17 protein-coding genes are annotated in these 14,339 nt (G+C 42.3%); 11 read left to right on the top strand and 6 right to left on the bottom strand.

The annotated features are described in order from the left end of the window. Nucleotides 1–19 precede the first annotated feature (19 nt). Genes B1s21160_RS04785 through eno form a run of 4 tightly spaced genes read left to right on the top strand, consistent with a single transcriptional unit; the run spans nt 20 to nt 3,916 of the window. The gene (locus tag B1s21160_RS04785; RefSeq protein WP_095672620.1) at nt 20–943 is read left to right on the top strand and encodes a U32 family peptidase; all 924 of its coding nucleotides are present in this window, start codon (nt 20–22) and stop codon (nt 941–943) included. A 1-nt stretch (nt 944) separates the two neighbouring features. Next, the gene (locus B1s21160_RS04790; RefSeq protein ID WP_223297935.1) at nt 945–1,649 is read left to right on the top strand and encodes an SDR family NAD(P)-dependent oxidoreductase; all 705 of its coding nucleotides are present in this window, start codon (nt 945–947) and stop codon (nt 1,647–1,649) included. 9 nt (nt 1,650–1,658) lie between these two features. Beyond that, entirely contained in the window at nt 1,659–2,648 is a 990-nt protein-coding gene (locus tag B1s21160_RS04795; protein WP_095672622.1) for a phosphotransferase family protein, read from the top strand. Continuing rightward, entirely contained in the window at nt 2,645–3,916 is a 1,272-nt protein-coding gene (gene eno / locus B1s21160_RS04800) for a phosphopyruvate hydratase (RefSeq protein WP_095672623.1), read from the top strand. Before B1s21160_RS04795 ends, eno begins: the two co-directional genes overlap by 4 nt. On the opposite strand, the gene B1s21160_RS04805 is transcribed toward eno, so the two are convergent. Continuing rightward, nucleotides 3,913–5,640, bottom strand: coding sequence for an IlvD/Edd family dehydratase (locus B1s21160_RS04805; RefSeq protein WP_095672624.1), 1,728 nt, complete (start codon nt 5,638–5,640; stop codon nt 3,913–3,915). The genes eno and B1s21160_RS04805 overlap by 4 nt on opposite strands. A gap of 115 nt (nt 5,641–5,755) precedes the next feature. Between B1s21160_RS04805 and B1s21160_RS04810 the strand changes: the two genes are divergently transcribed. After that, entirely contained in the window at nt 5,756–6,619 is an 864-nt protein-coding gene (locus B1s21160_RS04810; RefSeq protein ID WP_095672625.1) for a fumarylacetoacetate hydrolase family protein, read from the top strand. Here B1s21160_RS04810 and B1s21160_RS04815 read toward each other — a convergent pair whose 3' ends face one another. Then, nucleotides 6,620–8,146 carry an aldehyde dehydrogenase (NADP(+)) gene (locus B1s21160_RS04815; protein WP_095672626.1) on the bottom strand — a complete coding sequence of 509 codons (1,527 nt, stop codon included), beginning with the start codon at nt 8,144–8,146 and terminating at the stop codon, nt 6,620–6,622. Nucleotides 8,147–8,198: 52 nt separating this feature from the next. Then, a complete protein-coding gene (locus B1s21160_RS04820) occupies nt 8,199–8,522 on the bottom strand; it encodes an Rv1322 family protein (protein ID WP_041887893.1) in 324 nt (107 codons plus the stop codon). A 57-nt stretch (nt 8,523–8,579) separates the two neighbouring features. Here B1s21160_RS04820 and B1s21160_RS04825 point away from each other — a divergent pair, with 57 nt between their 5' ends. Continuing rightward, nucleotides 8,580–9,437, top strand: a complete 858-nt coding sequence (locus B1s21160_RS04825) for an ABC transporter ATP-binding protein (protein WP_095672627.1) — start codon at nt 8,580–8,582, stop codon at nt 9,435–9,437. Further along, nucleotides 9,434–10,228 (top strand): ABC transporter permease, encoded by a 795-nt coding sequence (locus B1s21160_RS04830; protein ID WP_095672628.1) that lies wholly within the window; start codon nt 9,434–9,436, stop codon nt 10,226–10,228. Before B1s21160_RS04825 ends, B1s21160_RS04830 begins: the two co-directional genes overlap by 4 nt. Here B1s21160_RS04830 and B1s21160_RS06460 read toward each other — a convergent pair. Continuing rightward, nucleotides 10,209–10,532 carry a hypothetical protein gene (locus tag B1s21160_RS06460; RefSeq protein ID WP_223297936.1) on the bottom strand — a complete coding sequence of 108 codons (324 nt, stop codon included), beginning with the start codon at nt 10,530–10,532 and terminating at the stop codon, nt 10,209–10,211. The genes B1s21160_RS04830 and B1s21160_RS06460 overlap by 20 nt on opposite strands. Before the next feature lie 7 nt (nt 10,533–10,539). Between B1s21160_RS06460 and B1s21160_RS06465 the strand changes: the two genes are divergently transcribed. Together B1s21160_RS06465 and B1s21160_RS04840 are read left to right on the top strand one after the other, a co-directional pair. Beyond that, nucleotides 10,540–10,935 (top strand): hypothetical protein, encoded by a 396-nt coding sequence (locus B1s21160_RS06465; protein WP_223297937.1) that lies wholly within the window; start codon nt 10,540–10,542, stop codon nt 10,933–10,935. 16 nt (nt 10,936–10,951) lie between these two features. After that, nucleotides 10,952–11,272: a hypothetical protein gene (locus B1s21160_RS04840; RefSeq protein WP_095672630.1), complete on the top strand. Its 321-nt coding sequence runs from the start codon at nt 10,952–10,954 to the stop codon at nt 11,270–11,272. Here the strand turns inward: B1s21160_RS04840 and B1s21160_RS04845 are convergent. Next, a complete protein-coding gene (locus tag B1s21160_RS04845; protein WP_041887886.1) occupies nt 11,269–11,844 on the bottom strand; it encodes a cob(I)yrinic acid a,c-diamide adenosyltransferase in 576 nt (191 codons plus the stop codon). The two genes, B1s21160_RS04840 and B1s21160_RS04845, sit on opposite strands and share 4 nt — an antisense overlap. A gap of 37 nt (nt 11,845–11,881) precedes the next feature. On the opposite strand from B1s21160_RS04845, the gene murA reads away from it, so the two are divergent. Continuing rightward, the gene (murA, locus tag B1s21160_RS04850) at nt 11,882–13,138 is read left to right on the top strand and encodes a UDP-N-acetylglucosamine 1-carboxyvinyltransferase (protein ID WP_041887899.1); all 1,257 of its coding nucleotides are present in this window, start codon (nt 11,882–11,884) and stop codon (nt 13,136–13,138) included. Further along, nucleotides 13,122–14,078 (top strand): class II fructose-bisphosphatase, encoded by a 957-nt coding sequence (glpX, locus tag B1s21160_RS04855; RefSeq protein ID WP_095672631.1) that lies wholly within the window; start codon nt 13,122–13,124, stop codon nt 14,076–14,078. The genes murA and glpX overlap by 17 nt, the downstream gene beginning before the upstream one ends. A gap of 1 nt (nt 14,079) precedes the next feature. Here glpX and B1s21160_RS04860 read toward each other — a convergent pair whose 3' ends face one another. Continuing rightward, entirely contained in the window at nt 14,080–14,337 is a 258-nt protein-coding gene (locus tag B1s21160_RS04860) for a F0F1 ATP synthase subunit epsilon (RefSeq protein WP_041887882.1), read from the bottom strand. Between the last annotated feature and the right edge of the window lie 2 nt (nt 14,338–14,339).

A 14,339-nucleotide genomic window follows, 5' to 3' on the forward strand; every position in this document is an offset into this window, starting at 1 on the left:
TGAATTGAAATGGAGCATGATGGCATCTTGGCCAAGCACGCGAGATCCCAAGGGCCCAATGAAGCGCTCCATTGGGATATTGAGCAAACAAAAAATTCAATCACAAGATGCAGATGGATTACCCGAATCTGGCAAGAGATTTGCCGACGGCAGCCGCTACAAAATAGAGATTCCATCGGTAGAAGGTCCGGCTGCATTTAAAACTGTAATTGACGAAGCAAAAAAACATAAGCTAGTAATACATCGCATCTCCCAAGGCTCTGGCATCATGATGCAAACTGATGATGAGATTAAGCAGATGGTCGCGATGGGTAAGAAGGAGAAGATTGAGGTTTGCTTATTTGTTGGGCCAAGGGCTTCCTGGGATATTGGAAAGCAGGTAAGTGCTAGTGCTGGCGTGATTGCATCGCCAACTCTTCGCGGTGGTGATCAACTTAGATTTGCATTAGAGGATGTAATAAATGGCGTAAATCTTGGGCTTCGAAGTGTTTTGGTGGGAGATCTTGGATTATTAAAGGTATTAGGAGATGCAAAGCGCAAGGGTGATCTGCCTAAGGAGTTAATTCTTAAAACTTCAGTGGCGTTGGTTTGTAATAATCCAGCAACCGCTGCACTCCTAGAAGATCTTGGTGCCTCTACTTTAAATTTAGCCACTGATCTCTCCTTGCAACAAATTGCTGCCATAAGATCACAGGTTGATCTACCAGTTGATATTTATGTTGAAGGGCCAGATGATTTTGGTGGTGCGGTAAGACATTATGAAACACCAGATTTGGTAAGAGTGGCTGCTCCGATTTACTTAAAGTTCACACTCAGAAACTCACCGGGTTTATATCCCGCAGGTGCCCACATCCAAGGATTGGTTGAGTCAACTGCGAAAGAGCGGGTGCGCCGTGCTGCAATTAGCAAGGCGATATTAGATAGGTATGGTTTTAAAAAATAAAATGACTAATCCCGCGCCGCTTAAGCTTTTAATCTTTGGGGGCACAGGAGTATTGGGTCAGGCGATTGCCACAAAGTTTAAATCTCATAATTATGAAGTCACCTACGGTGTTCGAAAAATAAGTAATCCTAAGGATCAGTTCCAACTGCCAATTGCTGACTCTTCATTTCCAGAGCTACTAAAAGGTCAATTATTTGACACAGTAATTTTTGCCCAGGGAGCCAACATCAATGATTCAGTGATTAATAATTCCTTAGATGACCTAAACAAACTGTTTGAAGCAAATGTTAGTTTTATTACCGAAACTACTAAAGCGCTTATTTCTCGCAACTTGATTAAGAGCAAAGGGAAAATGGTGGTCTTGAGCTCCTTTTGGGAGCAAGTAACGAGGCAAGAAAAGATGTCCTACACAATCACCAAGGCTGCAGTTGGTGGCTTGGTTAGATCGATGGCGGTTGATTTAGGTAATGCCAAAGGAATTTTAGTTAATGGATTGCTGCCTGGAGTAGTTGATTCACCAATGGCACGGGGATTACTAAAGCCAGAACAGATTGAAAATGTTGAGTGGCAAACTCCCGGACATAAAATGGTGGTACCAAGTGATGTGGCAAATGCTGCTTACCTGCTTGGCTGTGAAGACAACACTGCAATCTCTGGACAATCTTTATTTGTTGATTACGGCTTTGCCATCGCCCGGGTTCTTTAGGCGCTATTTGTGAGTGTAGAACTTCTTAATAAGGATACTGTTGTTCAATATCTGACTGACAAAAATATTATCTCTGCCACTGATAAGGCTGAGGTTGAGGTATTAACTGGCGGTGTATCAAATGTAGTTCTGGCTATTACAACTGCAGATCAAAAACTGGTTTTAAAGCAGGCATTAGCCGAGCTTGCAGTGAGTGAAAAATGGCTAGCTGATCAACGCCGTGCAATTGTGGAAGCAGATGCTATTAAATTGTTTAACCAATTAAGCCCAGCTCAAGTGCCAAAGTTGATATTCCTAGATCCAGAGCGTTTTATTCTTGTGCTAGAACGTGTACCAGTAGGTAGTACGGTTTGGAAATCTGATTTACTTGCTGGAATTATTAATCCAGATGTGGGTGCTGGTTTAGGAAAGACGCTTGCCACATGGCATAACTATGGCGAAGTTACCGCTTCAGCCAGGATTAAATTTATGGAAGATACTCTGTTTGAACAACTGCGCATTGATCCCTTCTACCGTTTTGTAGCTGCCAAAAGTCCACAAATTGAGGTTCCAATTAGAAAACTTATTAATGAATTAGAGGGTGATAAAACCACAATTGTGCACGGAGATTTCTCCCCGAAAAACATTATGGTTTCTATGGATGATCAGATTTACATTTTAGATTTTGAAGTCACTCACGTCGGAAATCCGGTCTTTGACCTGGCTTTTTTAATCGCACATTTGCTCTGTAAATTCTTTCGAACCGAAGATCGCCTGCAGGCTAAGCTTTTAAGTAATACTGCAAATACCTTTACCGCAGAGTATGCCCAACTAAGGTCGATCTCACCCACGGTGGCAAAGCACGCCGCCCTAATTGCACTTGCCAGAGTTGAAGGTAAATCACCAGTAAATTACCTAAACCAAGTACAACAGAAGAAAATACAAAGCTTTACCAAAGCAGTTTTAGCGGATAATGCTAAATTACCTGTTGCAAATCTATTTGAGATGAGCGCTAAGTGAAAATTACCAAGGTATTTGGTTATCAGGTTTTAGATTCCAGAGGCAGGCCAACAGTTGCAGCATCGATATCACTCACTGATGGCTCAACTCATACCGCCAGGGTTCCTTCAGGTGCTTCAACCGGTTCTCATGAAGCTAAAGAGTTGCGTGATACTGGCAGCAAGCATGCCGAAAAGTTTTTTGCAGGTGCATCTGTCCAATTAGCCGTCGCCAATATCAATGAGAAGATTGCGCCGCTACTGATTGAAGATCAGATAAGTTTAAGTTCAGTCGATAACAAGTTGAGCGAGTTAGATCCAAGTATTGATCACGCTCAGTTAGGTGCCAACGCCACGCTAGCGGTTTCTCTAGCTGCTGCTTTAGCTGATGCTCATGGGCAGAACAAATCACTGGCGCGATATTTCACCGCCGAAAAACAACTACTGATTCCAATGCCGATGGTTAATATTTTATCTGGCGGTGCACATGCAAATCGCACCATGGATATTCAAGATATTTTAATAATTCCAGTGGGCGCCAAATCATTCACTCAAGCTCTCTCTTGGATCGTGGCCATCCGTGAAATGGCAGCTAAGTTGGGCAAAGAGTCAGGAGCGGTGACAAATCTGATTGCAGATGAAGGCGGGCTAGCAATTGCATTTGATTCCGTTGAAAAGGCTTGTGAATTTGTCACAAAATCAATTGAAAAAGTGGGACTGAAGGTGGGCACTGAAGTTGCACTTGCGCTAGATGTAGCTGCCACACAATTTTTTGATGGAAATAAATACAATTTTGCAACTACTAACAAGAGTTACACATCTGCCGAGTTTGTTAAATACATCGGTGATCTAACATCTAACCAGCCAATTATTTCAATTGAAGACCCATTTGCAGAGGATGATTGGCAAAGTTGGCAGAATTTTTCTGAAATTGCTCCTAAGAAACTGCAGGTTATGGGTGATGATTTACTCACAACAAATCTAGATCGCTTAAATCAAGCAATTGCCAGTAAGAGTGCAAATGCAATATTGATTAAAGCAAATCAAAATGGTTTAGTCACCTCAACTCTTAATGTGTTAAAACAGGCTCGAGCAAACAATTTCAATACTGTCGTTTCGGCTAGATCTGGTGAAAATGAGGATTCTTGGCTAGCAGATTTAGCTGTTGGCTGGAGTGCTGGTCAGATTAAGGTGGGGTCAACTCATGGCTCTGAAAGGAATGCAAAGTGGAATAGGTTGCTTGAGCTTGAGGCAACAGAGGAGTGTAGGTTCTTAAATCCTTTTAATTAATGTGAGTGGCGCGGAACGTAATCGCCACTGCCACCAACTAAGAAATCAAGATCAGCCCCAAGATGTGCTTGTTGCACATGCTCGATATACATCTTGCTCCAACCACGGTCTGCTTTAGGTTTTGGTGCTACCCAAGCTGCTTTACGTTTTGCTAACTCCTCAGATGAAATAAGTAAATTTAATTTACGATTTGGCACATCAAGTTCAATCTCATCACCATTTTGCACAAACGCAAGTGGTCCACCAGCAGTTGACTCTGGCGAGACATGCAAGACCACCGTGCCATATGCGGTTCCACTCATTCTGGCATCTGAAATTCTCACCATATCGGTAACACCTTGATCTAACATTTTCTTTGGCATCGGTAGATTTCCGACCTCTGGAAATCCGGGATAACCCTTTGGGCCAGAGTTTTTTAGAACCAAAATAGTATCGGCGGTAACTGGCAAATTTGGATCATCAGCAACTTTTAAGTACTCCTCAATCTCATTAAATACAAGTGCTTTTCCTTTGTGTGTTAATAACTTTGGTGTCGCAGCTGATACTTTAATAATCGCGCCATCTGGAGCGAGTGAGCCTTTAACCACCACGATTCCACCACCAGCTGCTTGAAATGGCTTACTTACTGGGGTAATCACCTCTTTATTCCAATTTTCAGCTCCTTCGATATTTTCCTTCACAGTGTTACCAGTTACGGTGATGTGGTCGGTGTGAATTAAGTTTGCGATCTCCTTCATGACAGTTGGCACACCACCTGCATCGAAAAACTCTTCCATCAGATATTTACCACTTGGCATCATATTTGCAATGACGGGAACATCTTTACCCAATTTATCAAAATCATCTAGATTCAATGGCACGCCCACTCGACCAGCAATTGCTAATAAGTGAACCACTGCATTGGTTGAGCCACCGATAGCAGCTAATATCTTGATAGCATTTTCAAATGCTTTGCGATTTAATATTTTTGAAAGCCGCAAATCCTCTTCCACCATCTTCACAATTCGACGACCAGATAAGGTTGCTAAGGTAAATTTGCGTGAATCAACCGCTGGAATTGCAGCCGCTCCTGGTAGTTGCACACCAAGTGCTTCAGTAACACATGCCATAGTTGAAGCAGTTCCCATTGTCATGCATGAACCTTGGCTACGTGCAGAGCAAGACTCCATCGCCATAAACTCTTCAAAACTGATCTTGCCGCTTCTGACCTGCTCGCTATATTTCCAAACTAAAGTTCCTGAGCCAACTGGTTGACCTTGATATCTACCATTGAGCATCGGTCCACCAGTGATCATCAGTGTTGGTAGATCAACACTTGCTGCTCCCATTAATAATCCAGGTGGTGTCTTGTCGCAATTGCCAAGTAATACAACACCATCTAATGGATGGGATCTAATTAACTCTTCAACCTCCATCGCCAACATATTGCGATATAACATTGTGGTTGGTCGCTGTAAGGATTCACTAAGTGACATCGCTGGAAATTCAAGTGGAAAACCACCTGCCTCCCATACTCCACGCTTTACTGCTTCTGCCACATCATCTAAGGATCCATTACAAGGATTTAACTCCGACCAGGTATTGGCAATACCAATTACTGGTCTGCCATCAAATACATCAGGGGCATATCCTTGATTGCGAAGGCGCTCTCGGTGGATGTAACCACCCTTATCTTTTAATCCAAACCAGTACTGGCTGCGGCGATCAAATTTCTCTTCGCTCACGCTCACCCTTCCGGCTCACTTTCAACTCTCAAATATTGAGAAAATTCCTATGTTAAGGTTTTCATATTCTAGTTCATAACCAGAAAAACTTCATCTCAATGAAAGTGAAGGACAAATGAGAATCGCACGCCTAGGTCAGTTTGGTAAGGAAAAGCCAGCAGTACTTGTCTCAGATACTGAGGTGGTATTTGTTGATGACTTAGTTGCAGATTTCAATCGAGTTGAGTTAGAGAATGGCGCAATCGCAAAGCTTGAAAAAGCAGATTTAAGTAAGCGAAGTAAGGTAAAGATTGCAGATTATAGAATTGGCTCTCCTGTTGCCCGCCCAACCAAAGTCATTTGTGTTGGCTTAAATTACGCAAAACATGCAATTGAATCTGGAATGACTCCTCCGCCTGAGCCAGTTATTTTCATGAAGGCACCCGACACAGTAATTGGCCCTAATGATGATGTTGCAGTGCCACCTAATTCAACTAAAACTGATTATGAGGTTGAGTTGTGTGTGGTTATCGGAAAAAATGCGCTTTACTTGAATTCTCCTGAACAAGCAGCGGAGTACATTCTTGGATACACAATCTCACAAGATGTGTCTGAGCGTCACTGGCAGGTGGAACGCAGTGGCCAATGGGTGAAGGGTAAATCTTTTCCAACATTTAATCCTATGGGTCCGTGGATTGTAACCCAAGATGAGCTTGCAAAAAATAATCTATCGGCAGACAACCTAAACCTCTCATGCACTGTTGATGGTGAGGTAAGACAAAATTCAAGTACAAATGATTTGATCTTCGGTATTAATCATTGCGTTTGGTATATCTCACAATTTATGGAGTTAAAAGCAGGAGATGTAATAAACACTGGAACACCGGAGGGTGTGGGTATGGGATTTAAACCTGAGAAATTCCTAAAAGGTGGGGAAAATATCATCACTACTATTGAAGGAATCGGAACTATTAAGAATAAGGTTATAAATTTTAAGTAATTAATTAATTACTTTATTGCTTCGCTCTCCATTAATTACTCGCTCAATTCCATATGGATTACCATTTTGCAACTCTGCAGGTAATTGCTTATCTGGGAAATTTTGATAAACCACTGGTCTAACAAAACGATATAAGGCATCTAAACCAACTGAGGTGGTATGACTGGATGAAGCTGGCCACTGTCCACCATGGTTTTGGGCAGCTGTGACTGAGACTGAGGTAGGAAATCCATTCCAGATTAGGCGCCCGGCAAGTTGAGAGAGTTGATTCACTAAGGCTGTTACATCTTCATTACTGCCCGCATGAATAGCTGATGCTAATTGCCCACTCATTGCCTTGGCAACTGTTAAGAATTGATCAAATGGTGCTCGAATAATTACTGAGGTTGGCCCAAAATGTTCCTCTAATAGATCATCATGGTTATTAACATCCTTCCAATCAACTACAAAAATACTTGGAGTCACGCCAAATCCTTCAGGGTTATTCACTCCGGTAATTACCCGAACTGCTTTAGCTTTGCTGATTGAACTGATTGCTTCGATAAATCTGCTGGCAATACCTTTATTTAATAATGGCCCAACTTTTTGTCCTGAGATATATGCTTCTACTTGTTCAATGAATTTATCGCCAAGTGAGTCATTTGGCACCACAATAATTCCAGGCTTAGTGCAAAACTGGCCAGAGGCAAGCAGGGCTGAATCCATTGCAGCCTTTGCCAACTCCTCTGACTTTTCAACTAAAGATGTGGGGGTGAAAAATACTGGATTTAATGATCCCATTTCGGCATAAACAGGAATGGGGACTTCTCGCTCTTGCGACAACTTAATTAATAATTTACCAACTAATCCAGATCCAGTAAATCCAACCGCAGTGATTTCTGGTGCTTTTGCCAACCAATGTGTAATTTCAGGATTAACTCCCTGCACAAGAGTAAATATCTCCTTAGGTAATCCTTGTGAAGTAATCGCCTTAATGACCGCTTCATAAACCATTTGACAGGTATTTGGATGTGATGGATGTGCTTTTACAACAACTGGGCAGCCAGCTGCCAACGCGGATGCGGTATCACCGCCAGCAACTGAGAAGGCAAGTGGAAAATTAGAGGCTGCAAAAATCGCAACAACTCCGAGTGGTTGTTGAGATTTGCGTAGATCGGGTCTTGCAACTGGCAGATAATTTAGATCTGCCAAATCAATAATCGGCAATAGGTGTGCGCCAGTTTTTACCAGCTCTGCGAATGCGCGTATCTGGATGACTGTGCGCATTACCTCTCCGCTTACTCGAGCCATTGGCAACGCTGTTTCCAAGTGTGATATTTCAGCTAGTTTTTCTTTTTGCGCTTCAATTTCATTTGCGATCGCATTTAATAAGGCGGCTCTTTGGGTTGGATTTGTTCCAGCCAATTTTGACTTAACTTTTTCAGCAGATTTAATGGCGGCGCTGGTTAGGTCAAAATCCCACTCCGTGATCGCAGATCCAACAGATTGGCCTGTTGCTGGATTAACTGCGGTAAATGTCTTGCTCATTTGCCAACTATAACTAGAAACTTATAAATTAAATATTTCTCTCCCGGCCATCTCAGTATCTAGGAGCATTACGTGTGCGCTCAACCTTTGGTTTTCGCAGATTTCGCTTACTCCAACAGATGTTATGCCAATGCCGCCTCCCGCTTTGATCATGTTCCAACCAAGCTACTGTGTGCGGAGTGGCCATGGGAATTATCTGATCACAGCCTGGGCAACGATATGGTTTATTTGAGGTTGAACCACTAATTTTTCTAACTACGTAAATTCCGTCATCATGCTCTTCAATTGACTCATTTGAGGTTGTGATATCTCGCTCATCATCAGCGATGTTGACCCTTTTAACCTTGTTTTTCGGCTTCATTTTACGTGGACTCACAGGATTATTCTCCCGAACAAATTGAGTTTTTATTACCAATTAAGGCAAGATGTCGCTATGAGTAATGCCCCAGCAATAGAGATACGTGGCCTAGTAAAGAATTACGGCAGCAAAGCTGCAGTTGCAGGGATTGACCTGCAAGTTGAAAATGGTGAGATCTTCGCACTCCTAGGACCAAACGGTGCTGGTAAAACAACAACCGTTGAAATCCTTGAGGGTTATCGAAATGCCACTTCTGGTGAAGTAAGAGTGTTGGGATTCGATCCAGCGACAAAGGGTGATTCAGGTCAAAGATGGCGAAATCGGATTGGTATTGTTTTGCAATCCACAAGTGATGCCGCAGATTTGAGTGTTTTAGAAACGATCTCACACTTTGCAAATTACTATGAAAAGCCTCGTGATGTTAACCAAGTAATTAGTGAAGTCGGCTTGGAAGAAAAAATTAATGCAAAAGTGCGTGAGCTGTCTGGAGGGCAACGTCGACGGCTAGATGTTGCTCTGGGGATTATTGGTTCTCCAGAATTAATCTTTTTAGATGAGCCAACTACTGGATTTGATCCTGAGGCGAGAAGATCATTTTGGGAGTTAATTAAACTTTTAAAATCTGAGGGCAGTACGATTTTGCTTACGACGCATTATTTGGATGAAGCTCAGGCACTTGCTGATCGCGTTGGTGTAATTAACAATGGAAAAATTATTGAAATTGCAACTCCACAAACCCTTGGGGGCCGCAATAATGCCCCAGCTAAAGTTTGTTGGTTAGAAGATGGTGTATCCAAAGAGATTTTAAGTAAGGACCCAACAGCAGAAGTAGCCAAATTAAGTCAGAGATTTAATGGCCAAATTCCCGAGCTAGAAGTTTTAAGACCCAATCTAGAGGAGATTTATTTAAAAATGATTGGTGGGCTTAAATGAATACGATTAATAAAAGCATAAGAATTGGGTTACTGCGCAGCAAATTAGAGTTAAAGCAATTCCTGCGCCAACGTGAGTCCGTAGTATTCACTTTATTTTTTCCAGTCATTCTGCTATTTATATTCGGTTCAGTCTTTCAAGACACTATTGCACCAGGGGTTACCTTTAGCCAATATTTTGTTGCTGGCATGGTTGCATCTGGCTTGGTAAATACTGGATTTCAACAACTGGCGATCACAATTCCCATGGAGAGAGATGACGGCACATTAAAAAGGTTGCGTGGTACGCCAATGTCAGTCACATCATATTTTATTGGTAAAGCTTTATTAGTTACCATTTTGATGATCATTCAAACCGTATTGCTATTGTTTTTCGGAACTGTACTTTTTGGTTTAAACCTGCCAACAGATATGAACTCATGGTGGACTTTTACATGGTTAATAATCCTGGGAAGTGCCTGCTCTACCGTCTTGGGAATTGCCTTTTCAGTTGTGCCAAAAACTGGCCGAGGTGCATCAGCGGTTGTTTCACCAATCGTAATAATTTTGCAATTCTTTAGTGGAGTGTTTTTTGTTTTCACCTCACTACCAACTTGGATGCAACAGTTTGCTGCGCTATTCCCGCTGAAATGGCTTACCCAAGGAATGCGATCAGTGTTTTTACCAGATGATTTTGCCTCCCAAGAGGTTGCAGGAAACTGGGAGATTGGTAGGACTGCCCTAGTTTTGTTCATCTGGTTACTAGTTGGATTAGTACTGGCCATAAAAACTTTTAAATGGAGTAGGGAGTAAACATAAAATTAATTATTGCCATACTAATCTCTGTTTCAGTGTCAATTACATCTGCATATGGCGCAACTCCTTCACCAAAAGTAAGCCCTAAGCCAACCTCAACTACCAAACCGGCAGCAACAAAATCTGCAACGGCAACACCAAATACTTCCCAAACAACAACTCCTTCAAAAAAGCCAAGTAAAAAACCTACTAAAAAGAAGGTGAAGAAAACTGCAACTCCAATTCCATCACCTTTACCAGAGTGGCCACCAGTTGGTTTCACCGCTAATAAAGGGATATATGCAAAGATTCCAAGTAGCAAAGAGTTATTGGGGCTTATTTCAGCTAAAGCTGGTTTGGCAGAGTTAGTGAAAAAATGTGAGGCAAATGCTTGTGGTGCGGTTATTGTTGCCGCAGATTACACCTGCAAATGGTGGGAGATTAAATCAACTGTGTATGGAAATGACCCCGCTGATTCAACTAAAAAAATTGTTCTTGGCAGACTACTAACCACATCTAAAGAGCTTGCGCCTAAAACCTATGCAAATATTATTTTAGTTAGTGATGAGCCAATATTTAGCCCAGCAGTAGTTGATCCAAACACTGGTGAGAGCATCCCTGGTGCACAACGTCCAGGCATATTTGTTGGTGGAATTTCTGCAATCTGTCACAAAACTGGTTCCGTTGATAATACGATCACCAATACCTACACCCCGGTAAAGTAAAAAATAGGAATCTAAATTGTTAGGCGGCATCAATAACAGCTTGTTTCTAATCTCATTGTCTGGCTTTGCTGTTGTTGCAGTAATGATTGTAATTCTGAAATGGGCTTTTTCAAGAAATAAATCGATTATCGAAAAAAATAAGAAATTAGGCACAGCTGATCAATATGGATTACTAAAGGTTGCTCATTCGCCCAAAAATCATATTGAGGGTGAAATGCTCAGGCAAAAACTACTTGAAGTGGGAATCAAGGCGACCTTGACACAAACTGTAGAAGGACCGAAGTTACTTGTCTTTGAAAAAGATCTTAAAATCGCAAAGGCGACTTTAAATAGCTAGCGGTTAGCTCCTGGGACCCATAATTGATCACCAATTTCTTTATTGACATAGCGGGCCAACACAAACAATAAATCTGATAAGCGATTTAAATATTTAGCAGTTACTGGATTAACACCGCTACCAAAAGAATGTATCGCATGCCAGGTTGCGCGTTCTGCTCGTCGGGTTACTGTTCGCGCCACATGCATAAGGGCAGCAGCTGGAGTTCCGGATGGCAAAACAAATGATCTAAGTGGTGTTAGATTTTCATTGAATTTATCAATTTGTTTTTCAAGGTAATCAACCTGAGACTCTAGAACTCTAAGCGGCTCATGCTCGGGCTTATCGACCACTGGTGTACATAGATCCCCGCCAACATCAAATAGGTCATTTTGTACTCGAATTAATAATTTTTTAATCTCTTCATCTTTTAGATTTCCCATGGCTAATACGACACCTATTGAAGAGTTTGCTTCATCTACGGTCGCATATGCCTCAAGGCGTGGATCATTTTTTGAGGTTCTACTCATATCCCCAAGTGAGGTTGTGCCATCATCGCCAGTTTTTGTATAGATCCGGGTTAAGTTCACCATGACCTCACCCTACCTTAAGCAATTACAATGGGGAATTATGGAACGGTTGCGGGTAGTCGGAGGTGCCAGATTATCTGGCACAGTTCGAGTTTCTGGAGCAAAAAACTCGGCACTTAAATTAATGGCTGCCACACTACTCGCCCCCGGAAAATCTACAATCACTAATCTGCCAGCGATCGCAGATGTTGATTACATGGCTGAGTTACTCACTCGATTAGGTTGCAAAGTTGAGGTAGATAACCATCGCCATGAGGTCAGTATTGATGTACCAGAAAAATTGGGTCATCGAGCTGATTATGATTTAGTAAGAAAGATGCGAGCATCAATTAATGTTTTGGGTCCATTAATTGCTAGAGAGTTAATTGCTGAAGTGGCACTACCTGGTGGCGACGCAATTGGATCGCGTGGACTTGATTATCATATTAATGGCCTAACAGATATGGGCGCAGATATTAACTCTGAACATGGATTTGTTATTGCAAAAGCTCCAAATGGATTGAAGGGTGCAAATATAACTTTAGAGTTTCCAAGTGTTGGCGCTACTGAAAATATTATGACTGCCGCCACATTGGCTCGCGGAACAACCACTATTGAAAACGCTGCTCGTGAACCAGATGTAGTAGATCTGGGTGAATTTTTAATCTCTATGGGCGCAAAAATTTCCGGGCTTGGAACTCATACTATTAAAATTGTAGGTGTTAAAGAATTAAACCCAGCTACCCATGCAACTTTGGCAGATCGCATCGTCTCAGGGACCTGGGCATTTGCAGCTGCAATGACTCAAGGTGATATCACGATTGAAAACGGCCGCCCAGACCACCTGGAAATGCCATTAGATAAATTAGTTGAAGCTGGCGCAGTAATTACTACCACTAAAAATGGGTTTAGAGTAAAAATGGATAAGCGACCGATAGCAGTTGATGTAGCAACACTTCCCTATCCTGGATTTCCGACAGATCTTCAGCCAATGGTTATCACTTTAAATGCAATTGCTGATGGCACATCGTTAGTCACTGAAAATGTCTTCGAAGGTAGATTTATGTTTGTAAATGAACTACTTAGACTGGGAGCTAAGATCCAAGTTGATGGCCATCACGCAGCAATAACTGGAATTGATCAATTATCTGCAGCCCCCGTTGCTGCCACTGACATCAGAGCAGGTGCTGGCCTAGTGTTGGCTGCCCTTGTGAGTGATGGGGTGACTATTATTGAGGATGCATTCCATATTGATCGAGGATATCCAGATTTCCCAGCACAACTACAATCGTTAGGTGCAGATGTCAGCAGAGTTTAATTTCCCAGACCGCAACTTAGCACTTGAATTAGTACGAGTTACTGAAACTGCAGCGGTCGCTGCCTCTGCTTGGGTTGGACGAGGCGATAAAGATGCAGCTGATGGTGCAGCAGTTGCGGCAATGCGTAAAATGATTAATACCGTTGATATGAACGGTGTGATTGTTATTGGTGAGGGTGAAAAAGATAACGCACCCATGTTGCATAATGGTGAAGAGGTCGGAAATGGTAGTGGACCAAATTGCGATGTTGCAGTTGATCCAATTGATGGCACAACATTAACTTCAAATGGCTTAAATGGCGCAGTTAGCGTAATCGCACTGGCTCCCCGCGGCACTATGTTTGATCCCAAGGGTGCTTTTTATATGAACAAAATTGTTACTGGGGCCGAAGCAGCAGCTGTTATTGATATTACTGCTCCAGCAGGTGAAAATGTCCGAAAGGTTGCAAAAGCAAAGGGAGTTGATGTAAGTGACATAACAGTCATAGTCTTGGATAGACCAAGACATGCTGATCTCTTGCAGGAGTTACGTAAAGCAGGGGCACGTATTAGATTAATTAGAGATGGCGATGTGGCAGCTGCAATAGAAACCACCCGAATCGGTACTGGAATTGATATTTTGATGGGTATTGGTGGCACACCTGAAGGAGTAGTAACCGCTGCTGCAATGCGCGCACTGGGCGGAGTAATTCAAGGTCAATTAGCACCGCAAAGTGAGAGTGAAAAATCATCAGCAAAAGCTGCTGGTCATGATCTTTCTAAGATTTATACAACTAATGATTTAGTTGCCTCTGATGATGTTTTCTTTTCCGCCACTGGAATTACAGATGGTGAGTTACTCAGGGGGGTCAGACACACCGCATTTGGTGCGATTAGCCATTCATTGGTAGTAAGAGGTCGTTCTAAAACTGTAAGAATTATTGAGACTGAGCACCGCTAAACTAATTTTTAACCGCTTCTGCTTCACCTAAGATTGAAACTCTATTTTTTGAAACAGAAATAAAACCGCCGTTTATTACAAAGTCATTTACCGAACCATCAGCCGCTTTGATTGAAACCGTGCCATCGGCAAGTACCCCAAGAAGTGGTGCGTGGTCTGAGAGAATTCCAAGATCTCCTCCAAGTGTGCGGGCTGAAACCATCGTTGCTTCACCGCTCCACACCCGCTTCTCTGGGGTAACTACCTCAACTTTTAACATGA

It is taken from the genome of Candidatus Nanopelagicus hibericus (assembly GCF_002288005.1).
Classification (GTDB): Bacteria; Actinomycetota; Actinomycetes; order Nanopelagicales; family Nanopelagicaceae; genus Nanopelagicus; species Nanopelagicus hibericus.